The organism is Pseudomonas sp. NPDC087346 (genome assembly GCF_044744235.1).
In the GTDB taxonomy this organism is placed as follows: Bacteria; Pseudomonadota; Gammaproteobacteria; order Pseudomonadales; family Pseudomonadaceae; genus Aquipseudomonas.
Map to the genome: position 1 here is coordinate 2024 of NZ_JBIUXX010000031.1, position 19826 is coordinate 21849.

The 19826-nt window shown below is 59.1% G+C and carries 13 protein-coding genes and 1 pseudogene; 3 read left to right on the plus strand and 11 right to left on the minus strand.

Annotation, left to right across the window (positions count from 1 at the left end; genetic code table 11):
- Together glyA and ACIOZM_RS18580 are read right to left on the minus strand one after the other, a co-directional pair.
- Positions 1 to 149: pseudogene (gene glyA, locus ACIOZM_RS18575) on the minus strand (serine hydroxymethyltransferase); the annotation flags it as partial.
- Between the two features lie 284 nt (positions 150 to 433).
- Positions 434 to 1150 carry a TraX family protein gene (locus tag ACIOZM_RS18580; RefSeq protein ID WP_401216257.1) on the minus strand — a complete coding sequence of 239 codons (717 nt, stop codon included), beginning with the start codon at positions 1148 to 1150 and terminating at the stop codon, positions 434 to 436.
- Positions 1151 to 1277: 127 nt separating this feature from the next.
- Here ACIOZM_RS18580 and ACIOZM_RS18585 point away from each other — a divergent pair, with 127 nt between their 5' ends.
- Together ACIOZM_RS18585 and ACIOZM_RS18590 are read left to right on the plus strand one after the other, a co-directional pair.
- Complete coding sequence (locus tag ACIOZM_RS18585) at positions 1278 to 2318, plus strand: low specificity L-threonine aldolase (protein WP_401216258.1); 1041 nt, start codon at positions 1278 to 1280, stop codon at positions 2316 to 2318.
- A gap of 263 nt (positions 2319 to 2581) precedes the next feature.
- Positions 2582 to 3406 (plus strand): SDR family oxidoreductase, encoded by an 825-nt coding sequence (locus ACIOZM_RS18590; protein ID WP_401216259.1) that lies wholly within the window; start codon positions 2582 to 2584, stop codon positions 3404 to 3406.
- Positions 3407 to 3525: 119 nt separating this feature from the next.
- Here the strand turns inward: ACIOZM_RS18590 and gbcB are convergent, their stop codons facing one another.
- Complete coding sequence (gene gbcB, locus ACIOZM_RS18595; protein WP_401216260.1) at positions 3526 to 4626, minus strand: glycine-betaine demethylase subunit GbcB; 1101 nt, start codon at positions 4624 to 4626, stop codon at positions 3526 to 3528.
- A gap of 283 nt (positions 4627 to 4909) precedes the next feature.
- On the opposite strand from gbcB, the gene gbcA reads away from it, so the two are divergent.
- Positions 4910 to 6205, plus strand: a complete 1296-nt coding sequence (gene gbcA, locus ACIOZM_RS18600; RefSeq protein WP_401216261.1) for a glycine-betaine demethylase subunit GbcA — start codon at positions 4910 to 4912, stop codon at positions 6203 to 6205.
- A 108-nt stretch (positions 6206 to 6313) separates the two neighbouring features.
- Here gbcA and ACIOZM_RS18605 read toward each other — a convergent pair whose 3' ends face one another.
- The 8 genes from ACIOZM_RS18605 to dgcB form a co-directional block, all read right to left on the minus strand.
- Positions 6314 to 7558, minus strand: coding sequence for a metallophosphoesterase family protein (locus tag ACIOZM_RS18605; RefSeq protein ID WP_401216262.1), 1245 nt, complete (start codon positions 7556 to 7558; stop codon positions 6314 to 6316).
- 25 nt (positions 7559 to 7583) lie between these two features.
- Complete coding sequence (locus ACIOZM_RS18610) at positions 7584 to 9452, minus strand: hypothetical protein (RefSeq protein ID WP_401216263.1); 1869 nt, start codon at positions 9450 to 9452, stop codon at positions 7584 to 7586.
- Positions 9453 to 9660: 208 nt separating this feature from the next.
- Positions 9661 to 13113, minus strand: a complete 3453-nt coding sequence (locus tag ACIOZM_RS18615; protein ID WP_401216264.1) for a GMC family oxidoreductase N-terminal domain-containing protein — start codon at positions 13111 to 13113, stop codon at positions 9661 to 9663.
- A 934-nt stretch (positions 13114 to 14047) separates the two neighbouring features.
- Complete coding sequence (locus ACIOZM_RS18620; RefSeq protein WP_401216265.1) at positions 14048 to 14614, minus strand: GNAT family N-acetyltransferase; 567 nt, start codon at positions 14612 to 14614, stop codon at positions 14048 to 14050.
- A 60-nt stretch (positions 14615 to 14674) separates the two neighbouring features.
- A complete protein-coding gene (locus tag ACIOZM_RS18625) occupies positions 14675 to 15604 on the minus strand; it encodes a YncE family protein (RefSeq protein ID WP_401216266.1) in 930 nt (309 codons plus the stop codon).
- 193 nt (positions 15605 to 15797) lie between these two features.
- Positions 15798 to 16568 (minus strand): electron transfer flavoprotein subunit beta, encoded by a 771-nt coding sequence (locus ACIOZM_RS18630; RefSeq protein ID WP_401216267.1) that lies wholly within the window; start codon positions 16566 to 16568, stop codon positions 15798 to 15800.
- A gap of 15 nt (positions 16569 to 16583) precedes the next feature.
- Positions 16584 to 17804 (minus strand): electron transfer flavoprotein subunit alpha/FixB family protein, encoded by a 1221-nt coding sequence (locus ACIOZM_RS18635; protein ID WP_401216268.1) that lies wholly within the window; start codon positions 17802 to 17804, stop codon positions 16584 to 16586.
- Positions 17804 to 19753: a dimethylglycine demethylation protein DgcB gene (gene dgcB / locus ACIOZM_RS18640; RefSeq protein WP_401216269.1), complete on the minus strand. Its 1950-nt coding sequence runs from the start codon at positions 19751 to 19753 to the stop codon at positions 17804 to 17806. The genes ACIOZM_RS18635 and dgcB overlap by 1 nt, the downstream gene beginning before the upstream one ends.
- Between the last annotated feature and the right edge of the window lie 73 nt (positions 19754 to 19826).

Below are 19826 nucleotides of genomic sequence, written 5' to 3' on the forward strand. Positions count from 1 at the left end.
ACTCTGCCTTGAGCGTGCATCTCGAGTTTGATGGTGTAGTTCTCTGACGCGATCAGCTCGATGTGATCTTCCTGACGTTGCTCCTCGGCATTCATCGCCGCCAGCAGTGCATCGTCATAACCCTGGATCTGGTCTTGCTTGCTGAACATCGCGTCTCTCCCAGCGGCGGCGGTGCGCCATTTTGTCTTGGTCAGGCAGCGGTCTTGCGACAGTGCCCTTTGATGCGATGGTATGACCGGCGCAGACAGCTCAAATGCCTACGGACGCCACGCAAAGGTGCGTTTACGACATGCATCGAAATGCCCTCGCCGGACTCGATCTCGAAAACAATGAAGAACCCTGTGGGAGCTGGCTTGCCAGCGATGGCGGTGGCACATCTGACATTGATGGCGGCTGACCCACCGCTATCGCTGGCAAGCCAGCTCCCACAGGGTTATGCGGCGACTTGGCGGATAAGTAGCAAGAGGAGGAAATGCGCGGGATAGAGGGCGTACGCCCAGCGGCGCATCGGTGGGGGATGGAGGGATTTGGCATGTCGCAACAGGAACATTCCGAGCAATGGCGCAAACAGACATGTCGCAATGCCGAGAATGGCAACGCTGTTACCGAACCGTGCCGAGTCAAACAGCACCTGCCATTGATTGGCTGCCAGACACAGCAATCCCGGCAACAGGCCGAAATACCACGGCCGGCGGATCACCAGCAGTAGCGCCAATGGCAACAGCACACCGAAGAAGCCAAACATCAGCCAATTTGAGAACAGCGCCGCCAGCAGCACCGCCCCGGCAGCGAGTAATCGTGCCGACAGCGCCCGATCCAGCCAGCCCCGCGCCACCAGCAAGCCCAACGCCAGCGTCGGCATCACGTTCAACGTTTCGGGATCAGGAATATAAACGCGGTAGGGAATTTCACTCACCGCACTAAACAACAGCAACCACTCGAGATAACGCCACTGCCCGTCAGTTTTCCTCAAACCGTCACGGGAAAGATTCGCCGCCATCGCCAGACAGAACCACGGGAATGCCAGCCGCCCCGGCACATACAGCCAATCGGCGGAGAACCCGACATATCGCAGGTGATCGAGCAACATGCTCAGCAGCGCCAGCCACTTCAGCAGATCCAGCGCGCCGTCGCGTTTACTCAGGTGCATAATCGGCCCGTGTCCATGTAATGTTCTGACAGCGACATCCCGTGTGCTCCCCGGATGATCTTCGGTAAAGTGCGCACCATCATTGACCAACGAAGCGTCACAAGCGTTTCGATCACGGAAGCCGGCCATGACCGACAAGAGCCAACAATTCGCCAGCGACAACTATTCCGGTATCTGCCCTGAAGCCTGGGCTGCCATGGAACAGGCCAACCACGGCCACCAACGCGCCTATGGCGACGATGAGTGGACCGCACGCGCCTCTGATCATTTCCGCAAACTGTTCGATACCGATTGCGAAGTGTTCTTCGCCTTCAACGGCACCGCCGCCAACTCGCTGGCACTGTCGTCGCTGTGCCAGAGTTACCACAGCGTGATCTGCTCGGAAACCGCCCACGTCGAAACCGACGAATGCGGCGCGCCAGAGTTCTTCTCCAACGGCTCGAAACTACTGATCGCCCGTACCGAAAACGGCAAGATCACCCCGGAATCGATCCGTGAAGTGGCGCTCAAGCGTCAGGACATTCACTACCCGAAACCGCGCGTGGTCACCCTGACCCAAGCCACCGAAGTCGGCAGCGTCTACACCCCGGAAGAAGTCCGCGCCATCAGCGCCACCTGCAAAGAGCTGGGTCTGCACCTGCACATGGACGGCGCACGTTTCTCCAACGCCTGCGCATTCCTCGGCTGCTCGCCCGCCGACCTGACCTGGAAGGCCGGCGTCGACGTGCTGTGCTTCGGCGGCACGAAAAACGGCATGGCCGTGGGTGAGGCGATCCTGTTCTTCAACCATAAACTGGCCGAAGACTTCGACTACCGCTGCAAACAGGCCGGGCAACTGGCGTCGAAGATGCGTTTTCTGTCGGCGCCGTGGGTCGGCATTCTCGAAACCGACGCCTGGCTCAAATACGCCCGCCACGCCAACCACTGCGCGCAGTTGCTGGCAGAGCTGGTCAGCGACATTCCGGGTGTGGAACTGATGTTCCCGGTGCAGGCCAACGGCGTGTTCCTGCAACTGTCCGAGCCGGCGATTGCCGCGTTGACCGCGAAAAACTGGCGTTTCTACACCTTCATCGGCAAGGGCGGCGCACGCTTCATGTGCTCGTGGGACACCGAAGAAGAACGCGTCCGCGAACTGGCCCGCGACATCCGCGAAGTCATGTCCGCCTAACGCTGATCCACTGTAGTGAAGATATCCCCTGTGGTGAGGGGATTCATCCCCGTTCGGCGGCGAAGCCGTCGTAAAACCAGAGAACGCGGTATCTCCTGACAAAACCGCGTTCTCTGGATTTGGGGCCGCTTCGCAGCCCGACGGGGATAAATCCCCTCGCCACAAAATCCTCTCACCACCAAGCCGTCCATCCCATCGCTGCTCCTTCGTCTACATTGTCTGTCGAGCCCTCCGCTCACAAAACAATAAGCAGGAGCATCCGCATGTCGCTACAAGGCAAAACCCTGTTCATCACTGGCGCCAGCCGTGGCATCGGGCGTGAGATGGCGCTGCGGGCTGCGAAAGACGGGGCCAATATCGTCATCGCCGCCAAGAGCGCCGAACCGCATCCCAAACTCCCCGGCACCATCCACAGCGTCGCCGCAGAAGTCGAAGCCGCTGGCGGCAAAGCCTTGGCGTTGCAACTGGACGTGCGTGATGAAGACGCGGTGCGCCAGGCACTGGCCCAGGCCAACGAACATTTCGGCAGCATCGATGCACTGGTGAACAACGCCGGGGCGATCAAGTTGACCGGGGTTGCGCACATCGAACTCAAGCGCTTTGACCTGATGCACCAGATCAACACCCGCGCGGTGTTGCTCTGTAGCCAGGCTGCCCTGCCCTATCTGAAAAAATCCGCCGGGCACATTCTCAACCTGTCACCGCCGCTGAATCTCGCAACCAAATGGTTTGCGCAGTACAGCCCCTACACCGTGACCAAATACGGCATGAGCATGCTGACCCTGGGTATGAGCGAGGAATTCGCCAGCCACGGGATCAGCGTCAATTCGCTGTGGCCACAGACCATGATTGCCACGGCGGCGATCGAGTTTCAGTTGGGCAGTCGCGAGTCGTTTAAACATGCGCGCACACCCGCGATCATGGCGGATGCGGCGCATGTGATTTTGAGCAGCAGCAATCGGCAAATAACCGGGCGATTGTTGATTGATGAGGAAATTTTGCGCGAGAGCGGCGTATCCGAGTTCGATCACTACCGCTTCGAACCGGACAGTAACGCAACCCTGATGACCGACCTGTTCGTCGACTGAAATACTCCCCCCCTGTAGGAGTGAGCCTGCTCGCGATAGCGGTGTATCAGTCAACACTTATATAACTGGCACACCGCTATCGCGAGCAGGCTCACTCCTACAGGGGGCTAAAGCGCCTATCAGAATTCGATTCTGACATCGCCCTTCGGCACGCTGCAGCACGACAAGATAAACCCTTCAGCCTCGTCGTCCTCGGTAATCCCGCCGTTGTGGTCCATCTCCACCTCGCCCCCAAGCTTGAGCACTTTGCACGTCCCGCAAATCCCCATGCCGCAGGCTTTCGGGATCATCAGGCCCAGTTTGGCAGCCGCCGCGTGCACGGTCTCGCCCGGTGCCACGCGAATGCTCTTGCCGGACGAAGTGAATTCCACCTGATGCAGATCCGCCGCGTCGATTTCCGGTGCGTCGGCAGCTTGTTCGGCTTGTTCCACCGCGTCGGCACGGGCCTCGGGTGGCGTGGCGCCGAAGGATTCTTCGTGGTAGCGCGCCATGTCGTAACCGGCAGCTTCCAGCAAGCGCTTGACCGCGGTCATGTACGGCGTCGGGCCGCAGCAGAACACTTCGCGCTCAAGGAAGTCGGGAACCATCAGTTCCAGCATCTTGTGATTCAGATAGCCGCGATAACCGGCCCACGGCTCGCCGAGCCCGTGCTTCTCGCAGATCAGGTGCAGGCTGAAGTTGTCGATCCGCGACGCCATGTGTTCCAGCTCGCGGTGGTAAATGATGTCTTTCGGCGAGCGGGCGCTGTGGATAAAGGTCATGTCGACGTTGGCGTTGGTGTCGTAGAACCAGCGCGCCATCGACATGCACGGGGTGATGCCGACGCCGCCGCTCAGGTACAGGACTTTCGGGCTCGGGAAGTCGATGGCGTTGAACAGCCCGACCGGCCCGTGCACCGCCAGCTCCTGCCCTTCGTGCAGGGTGTCGTGCAGCCAGTTGGACACCTTGCCCCCCGGCACTCGCTTGATCGTTACCGAAAAGCTGTACGGCACCGACGGCGAGCTGGAGATCGTGTAAGAGCGCATGATCGGCTGGCCTTCGATTTCCAGCTCCAGGGTGACGAACTGCCCGGGCTTGAAGAAGAACAGGATCGGCTGGTCGGCCATGAAACAGAAGGTGCGCACGTCCCAGGTTTCCTGGATGACTTTGACGCAACGGACGATGTGTCGGCCATTGGCCCAGGTCTGTGTGGTGACCGGATTCAGGAAGCTGTTGGACATGCTGTTCTCCACGGCCGACTGTCGGCCTCATGTCGGCGATTCTGCGTATAGCGCAGACCGTCCGTTTACCTATCCGCGACATTGACATACTTATCGCGACCAGCCCCCAACCACCGGGGGTTGCGCGTCGGGAACAGATTGCATCATGTCGCCCATGGATAAGGTTGCGCCCAGCGCCGGGCCCACACTCCGCCTCAGACAACGACGATTTCTTTACACCTTGCGTAGCACTACCGTTTAGCCACTTTCGCCGGCCACGCAGATGGCCTTGAGGATCACATCGATGGACGTCACCGCAAAAATCAGCCTGGGCGATCCGCTGGAACCCGCACGCAAGGCCACCGCACAGATGCTGCAAGAGCGCGAACGCACGTATTCGCTGCCACAACCGTTCTACAGCGATGAGCGTCTGTTCGATATCGACATGCAGGAGATCTTTCAGAAAGAGTGGTTGATCGCCGGCATGACCTGCGAGATCCCGGCCAAGGGCAACTACATCACCCTGCAGATCGGCAAGAACCCGATCATCGTCATTCGTGGCGCCGACGGCGTGGTGCATGCGTTCCACAACGTTTGCCGCCACCGTGGCTCGCGCCTGTGCACCAGCGACAAGGGCAAGGTCGCCAAACTGGTCTGCCATTACCACCAGTGGACGTATGAGCTGGACGGTCGTCTGTTGTTCGCCGGCACCGAAATGGGCGCCGACTTCGACATGAAGCAGTACGGCCTGAAACCGGTGAACGTGAAGACTGCTGGCGGTTACATCTTCATCAGCCTGGCGGAAAACCCGCCGGCGATTGATGACTTCCTGTCGACGCTGAACCATTACATGGAACCGTACGACATGGAAAACACCAAGGTGGCGATCCAGACCACCTTGTTCGAAAAGGCCAACTGGAAACTGGTGCTGGAAAACAACCGCGAGTGCTACCACTGCAACGCGTCGCACCCGGAGCTGCTGAAAACCCTGCTGGAATGGGACGACGTCACCGATCCACGCGCCGATCAGGCGTTCAAGGATCACGTCGCCGCGTCCGCCGCTGCCTGGGAAGCCGAGAAGATTCCTTACGCTCACGCCAGTTTCGGCCTGCGCAACCGCATCGTGCGCATGCCGCTGCTCAAGGGCACCGTGTCGATGACCCTCGATGGCAAACAGGGCTGCGCCAAACTGATGGGCCGGATCAAGAACCCGGACCTCGGCTCGATGCGCATCCTGCACCTGCCGCACTCGTGGAACCACTGCATGGGCGACCACATCATCGTCTTCACCGTGTGGCCGATCAGCGCGCAGGAAACCATGGTCACCACCAAATGGATCGTGCACAAGGATGCAGTCGAAGGCGTGGATTACGACGTCGAACGCATGCGCCAGGTGTGGGACGCGACCAACGATCAGGATCGGCGTCTGGCCGAAGAGAACCAGCGCGGGATCAACTCCACGGCTTACCAGCCTGGGCCGTACTCGAAGACTTATGAGTTTGGTGTGGTCAACTTCGTCGACTGGTACAGCGAGCGTTTGCTGAACAACCTCGGGGCTGAGCCTGCGCCATACCTCAAAGGCGTCCCGGTCCAGGGCTAAAAAGCAAAAGCATCGCTAGCAGGCTAGCTCCCACAGGAGATCTTCTGTGCACCAGAGATCCACTGTGGGAGCCAGCCTGCTGGCGATGGCGTCATTACATTCACCGCCTCACTTGGATGACCACCTCACCGATCCATCCTCACCAATAAACTCCTCAAAAATATCCTCCCCCACCAACCTGATCTTCGCGTACCCATTCAACACCCGCTGCGGGTAAGCCGGGTCCTGCGCATCCTGCGTTTCCGACCACAGCACCCGCGAATGCCCGTTCAGTTCACTGGTCGTGCCATAGGGAATCGCCCCGTGCCCGGCACACCGCGCCTGCAATCCGCCCTGCTGCGCATAGACGATGCCGTTGTGCAGATGCCCCCAATACCAATAATCCGGCTCGCGCCCGAGTGCATCGCACACCGGTTGATACAGCGCGGTCTTGTTGTGCCCGGAAATATCGAAACCCTGGTGATGACTGAGCACCATGATTTTTTTGCGTTTCGGCAGGCCCTTCATCCAGACGATCTGCGGCTCGTTCAGCGTGCCGTCCATGTACAGATTCATCGCATCCGAGGCGTACGCCGAATCCAGCCCGACCACCAGCCAGTCATCGTTGATCAACGCGAAATAACTGGTGCCCTGCTGTCCGGGAAAACGCTTGGCCAGTTCCTTGAAATAACCGTGGGCGCCGCTGTACATCTCGTGATTGGAATTGAGGGTGAACGATCCGTGGGTGCCCATCGGCCAACCGGCCATGTCGACGTCTTCCTGCGAGTGGCTGCCGGCGTAATACACATCGCCCAGATGCACGGTGAAATCGGCTTGCGCCAGTTGCATCTGATTGGCCACCGACACCGCTGGCGCATGGGTGTCGAACGGACCGGTGCCCCAGTCGCCGGCAATCGCCAGCGTGACGTCGCGCTCCATTTGCACCACGGCCGGATCAGTGCCGAAGGTCGCGTGATGCCGCAGGTTTTCGATCCACTTCAACAGCGCCTCGCTCCACAACAGATCGAGCAGCTCCCATTTGCGGCAACCGAGCAGCGTGCCGTCCTTCAGCACTCGGGTTTGCAGTTCATCCGGCGATTGCGGCAACGGCGTGGCGTTGCCGATGCGCAGGATCGACAAACCGTGGGACAACTCCCACGGCACCGCCGGTTCATCGTCCGGCAACTCGCCGTTTTTCAGCACGTATTGCGCCTGATCGTGACCGCGCTGCAGCAGCTTGATGATCGCCTCGAACTCCTGCGGCTCCAGCTCGCTGATGAGCTTCATCCAAGCCATTTCCATGCGCGTGAACAAGCCGTGAATCCGCACTTTGACCTTGTCGTACTCGTGTTCCCAATGACTGACCAGTGACATGGCGTAATCCTCTATCCGTAAGGGCTCACAGGGTTTTCATGAATTCAATCAGCGCGCGTTTGTCGTCGTCCGACAGCGTCGTGCCATACAGGTGACCGGTGTTGTGGTTGCCCTCAAGTCGGGTGTCGTACTTGAAGTCCGCCGAGGCTTTGGCCTGGGCGCCGCTGGTGACGAAACCAACGTTGACCGGGTCGTAGACGTCGGAACCCGTGACGAACACCTGTGGACGTTTTTCCTCCGGTTGCAGCAAATCCCACAACGTCGGCACCGAGCCGTTGTGCAGGTACGGCGCACGCAGCCAGATGCCGTCGGTTGGCGTGTTGCTGTAGCTCTGGGTCTTGCGATAGGCACCGAAGTCGAACGGCGGTTTTTTGAAGGTGTGGAACGCGGCAACCAGGCCGACGGTGAACGAGTCCAGCCGATGCGGATCGGTGCCGAGCTGATCGATATTGGTGGTGACCTGACCGGTGTCGGCGCGACCAAAATCATGGCAACCGGCGCAGTTTTTGTCCCAGATCGGCTTGCCCTGCGCGACCTTGGCCTGATCCAGCGCCCACGGCCACGCCGGCGCTTTGTGCCCAAGCAGCCAGTTGGTCACACGGTTGAAACTCGGCGGCAACACTGATTCCGGGGTCGCACCGACGGCCATTGCGGCGGCGTAGTTGCGTTCGTGAATCTTGTTGTTATTGCCGTCCCAGTGCAGGTACATCGATTCCCGGGGTTTCTGGTTCCACACTTGCGGCAGATCGACAGTGCCGATGGTCGAGTCATCCGGGAAGCCGAACACCACCATTTTCGTCGGGTTGAACGTATCGGTGCGCCCCGGCCCTTGTTGCGGGCGCAGCTTCTGCCAGGCGTAGGCTTGTTTCTGCTTGAGCAGCGCACTTTTCGCCATCGGCATGATCAGGTAGCGGTTGTAGAGCTTTTCGAAAAAGCCCAGCTGGAACTTGCTGTTGATCGCGGTCATCACCGCGTCGGTGGTGAATTTTGGATCGCTGGCGCAATCGTAGGCGAACCACTGGAAGGCCTGTAGCTGCAAGGTATTGGCCGGCGCACTCGGCACATTCACCGCAACCTCGCTGGCATTGGCCCGATAGGAGCCGGTATGGCACAGCGCACAATTGGGCTCCACGGTCGGGTAGCCGATCTGCCGCTTGGCCATGCCGATGGGCAAGTCCTTGCCGTTCTCGTAGAGGAAACCGAAGACTTCCCAGCCACCGGGTTTTGGCATCTTTTCCGGGCACAGTTGCGGCAGCACGGCGAACAGGTAATACGGAATTCGCGCTTCGATCCCGAGGCCGATGGCGGCGTATTTGTAGTGATCTTCGTCGGAGGCGTATTCCTGCTCGGGTACCACGCGCAGCATCTGATACCAGGTTTTGTAGCCGATGAAACCCAGCACCGCCAGCACAACCAGAGTGCCGACCTTGAAGGCGTGGCTTTGCCAGTGTCGCGCCCACGCCGCTTTCCATTCGCGCCAGCCATTGCACAGCAACGCCAGCGGTCGGTTCTCGGGCGTGGTGCCGAGGTACAAGAGAATGCCGAGGATCAGGAAGAAGCTCAGATCACCCATCAGCATCGGTACAAACACCGAACCCTGAATGCTGGTGTTGATCAGGTAAATCCAGAACGCCACGGCGATCAGCCGCGTCAGCACGCACAACCAGGAGTGCACCACGTAGCGCGGCGCGTTGAAACCCGAGGGCATGTAAAACACGCTGATGCCGACCAGCAGCATCCCGGCGTTTTCCAGCCACGGATCGGAGAGTTGCGGCGGCAGGCCGACCACCGATGTCAGCAATCCCGGCATAAACAACGCCGGGATCGCAAACACCATGTTCATCGCAATGCCGATCCAGATGAAACGTTGGAACCAGCGGATGTAGGTATCCATGTCATCCATTTCCTTCTAATCACCAACCTGCAATGCCTCCAGTGGCGATGGGATTTATCCCCGTTCGGCTGCGCAGCAGCCGCAAAACCACCACCTACGGTTCTTCAGATACACCGCACTGGCTGGTTTTAGGGCCGCTTCGCGACCCAACGGGGATAAATCCCCTCACCACAGAGGATCTCCTCAGCACAACATTCAGTAACTTCTGTCAGCCGAGGGCAGTTTTCTCCAGGTGTTCAAGGATGATCGGATAGACATCGACCACCGCGTTCTTGCCGAACATGCAGTCAATGTGGCCGTAGCCCGGCACCACATGCCGGCTGTAACGCTCCGGCCCGTGCATGTCGCAAACCCGCTGGTAGGTCTTCAGCGTGCTTTCCGGCAGATAGCACTGGTTCTCCGCACCGCTGATAAAGCAGATCGGCATGGTCAGCCGATCAAAGTACGGCATGTACACATCCTCGCCTTTGAAATTCACCAGATGCCCTTTGCGCACGATCAGCGCCAGATGCTCGAACGTCTCGATATTCGATTCGCCGAACAACTCATGCAGGTTGTCGTGCAGGGTTTCGTTGAGGGTGTCGTGGCGGTACAACGAGGCGTACATGAAGGTGATGCGGTGGCACACCGGATTGCTGCAATAGCCCTGGGCTTCGATCCTTGCGTAGCCGTTGAGGGCCTTGTCGTAAAGTTTGTTGAACCAGTTTTCCTTGCTGTCGGCATAGGCTGTCATCGACTTCACGCCGATGGCATCGAGCACTCCCGGCAAGTGCAAACCAGCCTTCAACCCTGTGGCCGTGGCGACCACCGTATCAGCAGCAATTTGCGAGCAGACCACCGAGCGCACGCCTTGCAGCCCCGCCAGCATCGACATGAAGAACGTCGTCGCGCCATAGCAATGCACCACGCACTGCACATCTTTGGCGTTGGTTTGCTGCTGAATCTGCGTAATGGCAGCCTTGAAGTCGTATTGGGCGATCTGGTCGCCGTTCCACTCCTTCTTGCTCGCCGGCAGCAGAATGCTCACGCGAAAATCCAGCAGCCAGACGTCGTAGTCGTGCTTGCACAGATACTCCAGCAGGTTGGTCTGAATGGTATCGGTGGAAAAGATATTCGAGCCGACGCCCAAACCATGCACCAGCATCACCGGGCCTTTGCTACCGGCCTGATAACGCGTCAGGCGCAATTCCACGCCGTCCTCGGTGGGGAAGAAATGCACCGCTGGCACCGGCGCATCCAGCGGCCGTTTCAGCCGTGGCGGGGCATCCGGATTGAAGTAGATATCCCCGGCAAACACACCGCCGTAACTCTCCCAGAGAATCCCGGCGAAGAACTTGCCGAACCGTGCCAGCCCCTCGATGCGCTCACGCTCGTTGCGCGCATTGAGGACTTTCATGGTGGTCATCTGTTTGGCGAAATCAGTCGGATGAATGTGCATCACGCCCGAACCAATCACCTCGCCAGTCTTGTCCGGCCCGCGATACAGCGTCACGTACAACGTGCTGGTGTCGTGCCAGATATTCAGCACGCCGTTGTCCTCGGGCACGGTTTTGAAGGCGCTGAAGAAATAGTCCTGGCCGTCCTCGGCGGTCAGTTTCATGTCGTACTTCATGTGCCGCGTATCGACTTGCTGGTCGAATTGCTCGAACAGATTGAACACGCCATTGCTCGCCGTCAGCGGTTTCGCCGACAGCGCCGGAGCGGTCACCGTACCGACGATAGTGGCGGCATGTTCCGGCTCCTTGATCATCCGGTTCATGTCGGCAGCGGTAATGGTCAGGGTGAAATCTATTGGCGAATTGTCCGCTTCGCCGCGTGTGGCGGCGGCTTCGTAGATCTTCAGATCGGTGCTTTGCGCAGCAGTGAAGGCGCGAGAAAAATAGCCCTTCATGGTTTCGGTGAACTGGACGCCGAGGGTCGGCGGCGCGACTTGTTTGCGCGGTGCCGACGGCAACGTGTAATCGATCTGCCAGCCACGGTCGGCGGCCAGCAGGCCCATGTTGCGCTCGCTCACGGCGGAGATGGTCAGCAGCGGATTGACCGCCAGCGAGGTCGGAATCACCGCGCCATCGGTCACGTACAGACTGGCGTATACGTCAGTGCCACTGGCGCCGCTGAACACCTGCCCTTTGTGGTTGACCACGCCTTGCGCCGCGTCTTCACCCATCACGCAACCGCCCAGCGGATGCACCGAGACGATGCTGTGCTTGAGCAGTTTGGTCCAGATCGGATTCTCGACCCACACACCACCGAGCGCTTTGGTGCTTTGCTGCAGACGCGCGTTACCGAGTTTGAAGTTTTCCTGGTCGCCGACACCCGGCCAGTCGATACGCAACTGATCTTTGCTGTCGAGCACCATCCGCCCCTGACCACTGTCGTGGCTCATGATCAGGTACGTCTGCATGTTGTGCAGCGCACCGAAATACGGGCCACGCAGAAAGCTTTCCGCCTCGCGTTCCTTGTACTTCAACTTGCCGCTGAACGTGTCGTCGGTGGCCACACCGATCATCTCGGCGAACCCGGCCATCGCCGGCACCATCGGCCGACCCAGCGCGCCGGGGATCGAGCCTTCCTCGATGACCATGCGACTGCGCCAGTCACCTTCGGTGCGCATGTCGATCACCGAAGTGATGCACGGGCCAACCGGTTGCAGTTCCTTGGCCGAGTGCGCGCCAAAACCGATGCCGTTGATGGTCTGCTCGCAGTTGTGGCCGAAGCCGAGGATGTCGCCGTTGCCGCTCATGTTCTCGCCGAGCTGCCCGGACATCACCAGACCCTTGGCCTCTGAACGCAGGAGGATTTCAGTCGAGCCGAGGGTACCGGCAGAGACCACAACGATGTCGGCTTTCACAAACAGCGTCGGCGCCGAGAACAGTTCGCGACCACTGTCCAGGGTCTGGAAGTGCACGATCCAGCCATCGCCGTCGCACTCCAGATGTCGCACTTCGGCCTGACAGAAAATTTCTGCGCCATGGTTCCACGCGTCCGGCAGATAGTTCATCAGCGTGGTGTTCTTGGCCTTGTTGTTACAGCCCGACACGCAGTCGCCGCACTGGTTGCACGGCAATTGTTCGACGCCGACGTGGTTGATGTTGTTCGGCAGTTTGTCGAAGTTCACGTTGATCGGCGGCGTATAGAAATGCGCACCCTGCTTGAGGTAATCCGCCGACTTGCGGTTGGCGTCGAGCTTGGGCAGATTCGGCGCGGTGCTCGGGTAGGGATTGGGTTTGAGCATCTCGCGGGCCCGGGCATAACCGTCCTTGAGCAGAGTGTCGCGATGTTCACGCACAGCTTGCGGCCAGCGCGGATCATCGAACACGCCGGGTTCCGGTTCCAGAGCCACGTTGGCGTTGATCAACGACGTGCCGCCGAGGCCGCAGCCAACCACCACGTTCTGCTGCGCGTTGACGTGCAAGTCGAACAAACCGGTGCGCGAGCCGATATGGCCTTCGGGATCGTGAACCTGCAGTTCTTCAGTCGCGGCGATCATGGTGTTGGGGTATTCGCCGGGCTGGATTTCTCTCCCCCGCTCCAGCAAACACACACGTTTACCGGCGCGGGACAGGCGCGACGCGGCAATGCCGCCGCCATACCCGGAGCCGATGACAATCACGTCGTAGTGTTCCTTGATATCACTGATGGGCGTTGCGATGCGTGTCATGAGACTGATCCTTTCTCAGGCTGATGCGGCAACTCTGCGGTTGCCTGCAATCAATGGGCGAACGAGCACCTGGCCTCCGGGGCGAACCCGGCGACAGCACAGCGTTGGGCAGAACTGGCGGACTACAGACGAGCGTGCTGATTGGCGGCACGGCGTAACGTGCGCTTGCGTGGCGAGGGGGGCGGGCGATGTGGGCGGCTATCCATCATGCGTTCTCCCAGAACCAGATGTGGATAAGTAACGGCTGTCCTTGTGCCATTGCAGTGAAGACAGGCGCTGGATTGAAGTCAAGGCAACCATTTAGAACTGTATGAAATGTGACCAATTGCCATTTGGACTATGCCTGGCGGGGCTTGCACGGTTTGGCAAACAACTTATCCACAGAGCCACCCACAGCAAATGGGGACAACTGTGGATGAGTTGCAAAATAAGTGGCTGATTTACGAAGAAAAACCGTGACTTATCCAGAAGCAGGGTTTTGTCGAGTGATTGAGTGTTTTTTGATCACAACTCTGTAAGGCACGTTTTATATGGCCTGTAGAGGATGGCAAACACCTTATCCACAGAAGCGCCAACAGAGTTCGGGGGTAACTTCAGGTGCTCTGTGGAAAAACGCTGGAGGGCTTGATAAATCGGGCGTTTCGCGGAGTTTCATGTGTAAAAAGACGTAATTGATCAAAAATCAAACAAATGCCTGAAAGCCACGGTTTATATGACCTACAGAAGATAGCGAACATCTTATCCACAGAAGCGCCAACAGAGATTGGGGGCAACTTCGTTATTAGCCTGGGGAAAAAAGCCCGAAAAAACCGCCACTTAGGCTGGTAGTTTTTTGATCTTCGGGCTGAGAGGCCTGATTGACGTGGCGTACAGCGAGGGACGAACACGTTATCCACAGATCGACCAACAGGGATTGTGGGTAAACAGCGTTCGCTCAACGCCGGTGCATCAGATAGGCCTCGCCGGTTACCGCAATCATCGGATGCGGCACGACCTGGCAGGTTTTGACGATTGCAAAGCCATGGCGCTCGTAGAAACGTCGGGCACCGGTATTGGCGGCGTAGTCGATCAGGCTCAGGCCATTGAGTCGCAGACTGTCGGCGCGGTTTTGCGCGTGCTGAAGGAATTGCACCCCGAGGCCTTTATTGCGCCAGCCCTCGTGCAACGCGAGGCTGGAGATGTACAGCGTGTCCGGCACTTCCATGTCGGCGTAAGGTGCCAGCACGGGGTCGGTAGGCGGTGTCGGGTCTGGATCTTCGCGCATGACGTAGCTGTGCATCATGCCGACGACGCGGCCCTCGGCTTCGGCGATCAGGCAGTTCTGCCAGGAAAAATCGACATCTTCGCGGGCATAGCGCCGCTCACCGACATCGAGCAACGCCTCGCCCGGCTCCGCCAATTGGCTCCAGATGTAATCCGAGGCGCCCTCCGAGGAGATCTGAAACAAACGCGCAATATCGCGCGCATCCGTGCGCCGGGCCGGTCGAAACTCAACGGTCATTCACTTGACTCCTTATGGCTTGAGCGTTGTTTTAATCCGCGTTTGAAACCATCATGACAACTACGTCCGCAGCCTTAACGGAAAAATCGAAATACCGCCAAATTCCACAGAATAAAGAAATTGCTTCGTATAGTTGGTAGCAAGTGCTTTGGATGAAATGTTGATGTTTTCTACAACAATTCCGGTTTTCGCGTTGACGATTGATATTCCCGAGGGAAAAACTATCGAAGCATAGAACAATGTGCCTGACTCGTTGAATACGATGGATCTTGAATTCGCAACAGGGTGTCGAACCACCACATTTTGAGTCAATGCGTCAAAGACGGAAATCTCCTCACCCCCACCTACATATACCAATGCTCTAGCCGAGTCCATGGCAATTACCGCAGGCCATTGAGTTTCCAAAACAGGAGTGACAACAGAGGTATTGAGATCAACCGCTGTAACGCTACTCTCATTGTAAGTCGCAACAAATACCCTTGATCCGCCCTGGCGGACCACTAGATTTGTAACACCTGGTCCAACAACCTTCTTTTCAATCTCATCCGTGAGAGTGTTTATAACGTACAAGCTTTCAAATGGTTCTCCCCGGGCGGCAGAGTCCTTCGAATAGTCCGCAACACCGACATAAAAAAATGTTTCGTCCGGGCTGAAAGCCAAACCACGCGGACCTGGAAGCCCATTAATGTGTTGAACGCTGTAGTCAGCGGTATCCACATAGAAAACCGACGTTTCAGTGCATCCGTAGAGGCGAGACTCGTCTTTATTCAGAACCAGACTTTTGGGAAAGTCTCCCACTTCAACAAACCTGATGAGCGACTTTGATTCAAGATCGACAAAATCCAGACTCTTGGAGGACCAATTAGCAACGTAAGCAATAGACCCGCTTTTATTGACGACAATATCCTGAGGATTCCCTTCAAGAGGAATATCTACCGCCTGCGCACTGCTTCCCGACATTATTCCAGCGCTCAAATCCACCATTTCCATACCCTCTGCCTTACTCAGCATTTCTTGCCGAGTCGTTAGACAGATTGCACCATGCTCCTACTTTTTTCCTACTGTCAGAACTGACAGTCACAGCAAATGATTAGCTATATAACCGTCGACTTTAATAGCTGTTCTTCTAAAATAATTTTGCGTTAGTTGTAACTGGTAGACTCGAACAAGGCGGTCAATTGACTCACCGAACCACGCCTTCTTCGATCAACAACTTGAGGATGGCTTCAGCCCCGACCATCGCGGAGACGCCTTTCAACACTTGCCCCCCGCCTGCACTGGCCTTGGCCGTAGCAGCCTTCATCCGATCAGCGCCGCTTTTAGCCTTGATCACTTTCAACCGCTTCGGCCGTGGCTTCGCTGGTTGCAATGTCGCTACCACGAGCAATTCGTCGTCCAGCACTTCCACATCTTCGGCATTCAACACGCCGCGCCGTGCTGGCCCATAGGCACTCTGCCGAGGCTTGGGTGCGGCGTTATCCACAGTCGCCAGGAAAGGCAGCTTCACCTTCAACCGCCGCCGCTGCCCGCGCGGCAAGGCTTGCAGCACCAGCGCCGAACCGTCGCTGATCGACTCGACCTGTGCCAGCCCGACCACCAACGGCCAACCGAGGCTTTCGGCGAGCAGGAACGGCAACATCCCCGAGCCTTCACCGGTTTCCGCCTGGCTACCGGTCAGCACCACTTGTGCGCCGGCCTCGCGCAGATACGCAGTCAGCGCTGGCAAGGCATCGGCCCCAGCCGGTTGCTCCAGCACATGCAGTTGCTCCAGGCCCATGCCCAGATAAGCGCGCAACGCCGGCTCCGCAACGTCGCCGGCGTGCAGCACTTGCAGGTTATCCCCAGCCAGTTGCAGGCCCAGTTCCACGGCGCGCGCATCCTGTTCGGCGCGGCGTGGCCGGCCCGATGTCGGGTGGGCGCCGATGGAGACGAGGCTGATGATGTTCGTGCTCATAACCCTTTCCTTCCCTTAAGCCGCATCGCGCTTGGCGTCGTTGCGGTAAGCCGCTACCGCCGCGATCAAGGCTTGAAGAATCTCCGCGCTTTCGCCGATCACCGACAGGTCGGCCCGCTTGATCATGTCGCAACCCGGATCGAGGTTGATTGCCACCACCTTGTCGCAGGCACCAATGCCTTGCAGATGCTGGATCGCCCCGGAAATCCCCACCGCCACGTAAACCCGTGCGGTGACCCAAGTGCCGGACGCGCCGACCTGACGGTCGCGAGCCATGAAGCCGTCGTCCACCGCCACCCGCGAAGCGCCTTCGGTGGCGCCCAGTGCTGCGGCAGTTTCGTGGAACAGTGCCCAGTCCTTGACGCCGTTGCCGCCGGAGAAAATGAACTCGGCCTCGGCCATCGGAATCGCCGCCGGGTCGACGGCCACCGCACCGAGATCCTCGATCCGCGACAGGCTGCGTGCGACGCTTGTGGATAACTCCACCGGCAGTGCTTCGTGACGGGTTTCGCTGACCGGTTCGGCGCACTCGGCCGAGGCCAGAATCAGCCGCGCAACCGGTCGTGCCAGGTCTTGCAGACCCGCACCGGCACGGCCGATGCACTCTTGATCTTTGACTTGCCACACGCGAGTCGCCGGGCGTTCGCCCAGTGCAGCGGCAAAACGACGACCTAGTTCGCCGCCACCGCTGCGGCTGTCCGGCAGCAGCCAGTGACGCGGGTTGAACTGGTTATCCACAGCGCGCAAACCCTGCACTCGTTGTTCCGGTGCATAACCGCTGAACTCTTCGCCATCGAGCACCAACAGGCGATCGACGCCAGCATTGGCGAAGCTGCTTTCCTTGTGTTCACCGAAGACCACGGCCAGTACCGCGCCGTCGTTGCCGGCCAGTTGATGAGCGAGGCCAAGCAGATCGCGGTCGTGACTGCTCAAGCGACCGCCGACCATATCCGGCACCACGCAGATGTAGAACGCCGGCGCCGGCACCTGATGCAGCGGCAATTGCACTTCCACAGCAGCCGAACGTTTGACCGCCCCGCCCTGTTGCGCGCCGCTGCGGTCGATACGCTTGATGCCGTTGGGGCCGATGAAACCAATCCCGTGCAGATTCTTGCGGATGACGCCGTTCGGGCCCATCCAGCTGTGTTGCGCCGGTTGCATCGCCGCGTGCAGCGGATGCAGACGATTGCGGGCAATCCATTCGGCGCGCGGGTCGCGGCGGATAATGTCGCTCATCAGTGGGCCTCCGCAGGTTCACGTTTGGCCGGCGTGACAGGCTTGCTCGGCGCAGCATCTTCGAGCAGCGCGTCGGCCACCAGTTCGGCGATGTCTTTGATCAACGGACGCGGTTCGACTACGCCTTCGAGCATCGCCGTGCACTGTGGACAACCCACCGCCACCAACTCGGCGCCGGTCTCGCGGATGTCGTCCATACGCATATCGGGAATCCGTTGTTTGCCCGGAATGTCGGTGATCGGCGCCCCGCCACCACCGCCGCAGCAGCGCGAACGAAAACCGGAACGTTGCATCTCTTTCACTTCGATACCGAGGGCGCGCAGCACTTCACGCGGCGCCTCGTATTCGCCGTTGTAACGGCCGAGGTAGCAAGGATCGTGGTAGGTCACGCTGTTGCCTTTGTGCTGACCGAGATTCAGCGCGCCGGCCTGGATGATTTCCGCCATGTAGGTGCTGTGGTGCTGCACCAGGTAGTTGCCGTCGAAGGCGCCATACTCGTTTTTCAACACATGAAAACTGTGCGGATCGCAGGTGACGATGCGGTTGAAACTGTATTTGGCCAGGGTCTGAATGTTGCGTTTGGCGAGCAACTGGAACGTCGCTTCATCCCCCAGACGCCGGGCCACGTCGCCGCTGTCGCGTTCTTCGAGACCGAGCACTGCGAAGTCGACTTTGGCGGCTTTCAGCACTTTGACGAACGCGCGCAAGGTGCGTTGGTTGCGCATGTCGAACGCGCCGTCACCCACCCAGAACAGCACGTCGGTGGATTTCTTTTCGCTGAGCAGGTCGAGATTCAAATCCGCCGCCCAGTTCATCCGCCCGCCCGGTGCAAAACCGCCCGGGTTGTCAGTGGCGATCAGGTTCTCCAGAACTTCGGCGCCCTTGTTCGGGGTTGCGCCTTTTTCCAGGGTCAGGTGCCGGCGCATGTCGACGATGGCATCGACGTGCTCGATCATCATCGGGCATTCCTCGACGCAGGCGCGGCAGGTGGTGCACGACCACAGGGTTTCGGCATCGACCAGACCGTTGACGATCGGTTGATGCGGATTGCCGCTGTGTTCGCCGATGGGTTTGCCGGGGTAAGGGCTACCGGCGAATTTGGCATCAGTGCCGCCAGCGAGGCCGACGACCATGTCCTGAATCAGCTTCTTCGGGTTCAGCGGCTGGCCAGCAGCGAACGCCGGGCACGCAGCTTCGCACTTGCCGCACTGCACGCAGGCGTCAAAACCGAGCAGTTGATTCCAGGTGAAATCCTTGGGTTTTTCCACGCCGAGTGGTGCGGTGGGATCGTTGAGGTCCAGCGGTTTCAAACCGGTGGAACGGCCGCCATTGAAGCGCTCGGCGCGACGGTGCCAGGCCAGATGCAGGGCACCGGCAAAGGCGTGCTTCATCGGCCCGCCCCAGGTCATGCCGAAGAACAATTCCGACACGCCCCACAGCACACCGATCCCGAGAATCGCCGCGACCAGCCAGCCGCCGAAGTTTTCTGGAAGAATGCCGGCCACTGGCAACGTCACCAGAAAGAACGATACCGAGAACGCCATAAGGCTTTTCGGCAGACGCATCCACGGGCCTTTCGACAGCCGCGCTGGCGGGTTGCGCCGACGCAGGTAAACGAAAATCGCGCCGACAAACATCACCGCCGACATCAGCAGCAAGGCGTAGCCAAGGATGCGGTTATGCAGGCCGAAACCGTGCACCAGAATCGCCAGCACAATCGACGCCACCGCCCCGCCCGCCGTGGCGACGTGGGTGTTGGCGATGTATTTGTCCCGCGCCACCACATGGTGCAGATCGACCATGTAACGCTTGGGCATGGCCAGCAGGCCGCCGATCAGATCGACCTTCGAGGCCCGGCCCCGACGCCACATGGCCACCCGCCGCAACGCGCCGAGGACACCAAGGCCCAGGGCTGCGAACAACAGGATTGGAAGAAGGGTGTTCAACATAGGTGAAGCTCCCAAAGACCTCGGGTCTTGCAGGTCGAGATGCCTTACTCGGTCCCTGTGGGAGCGGGCTTGC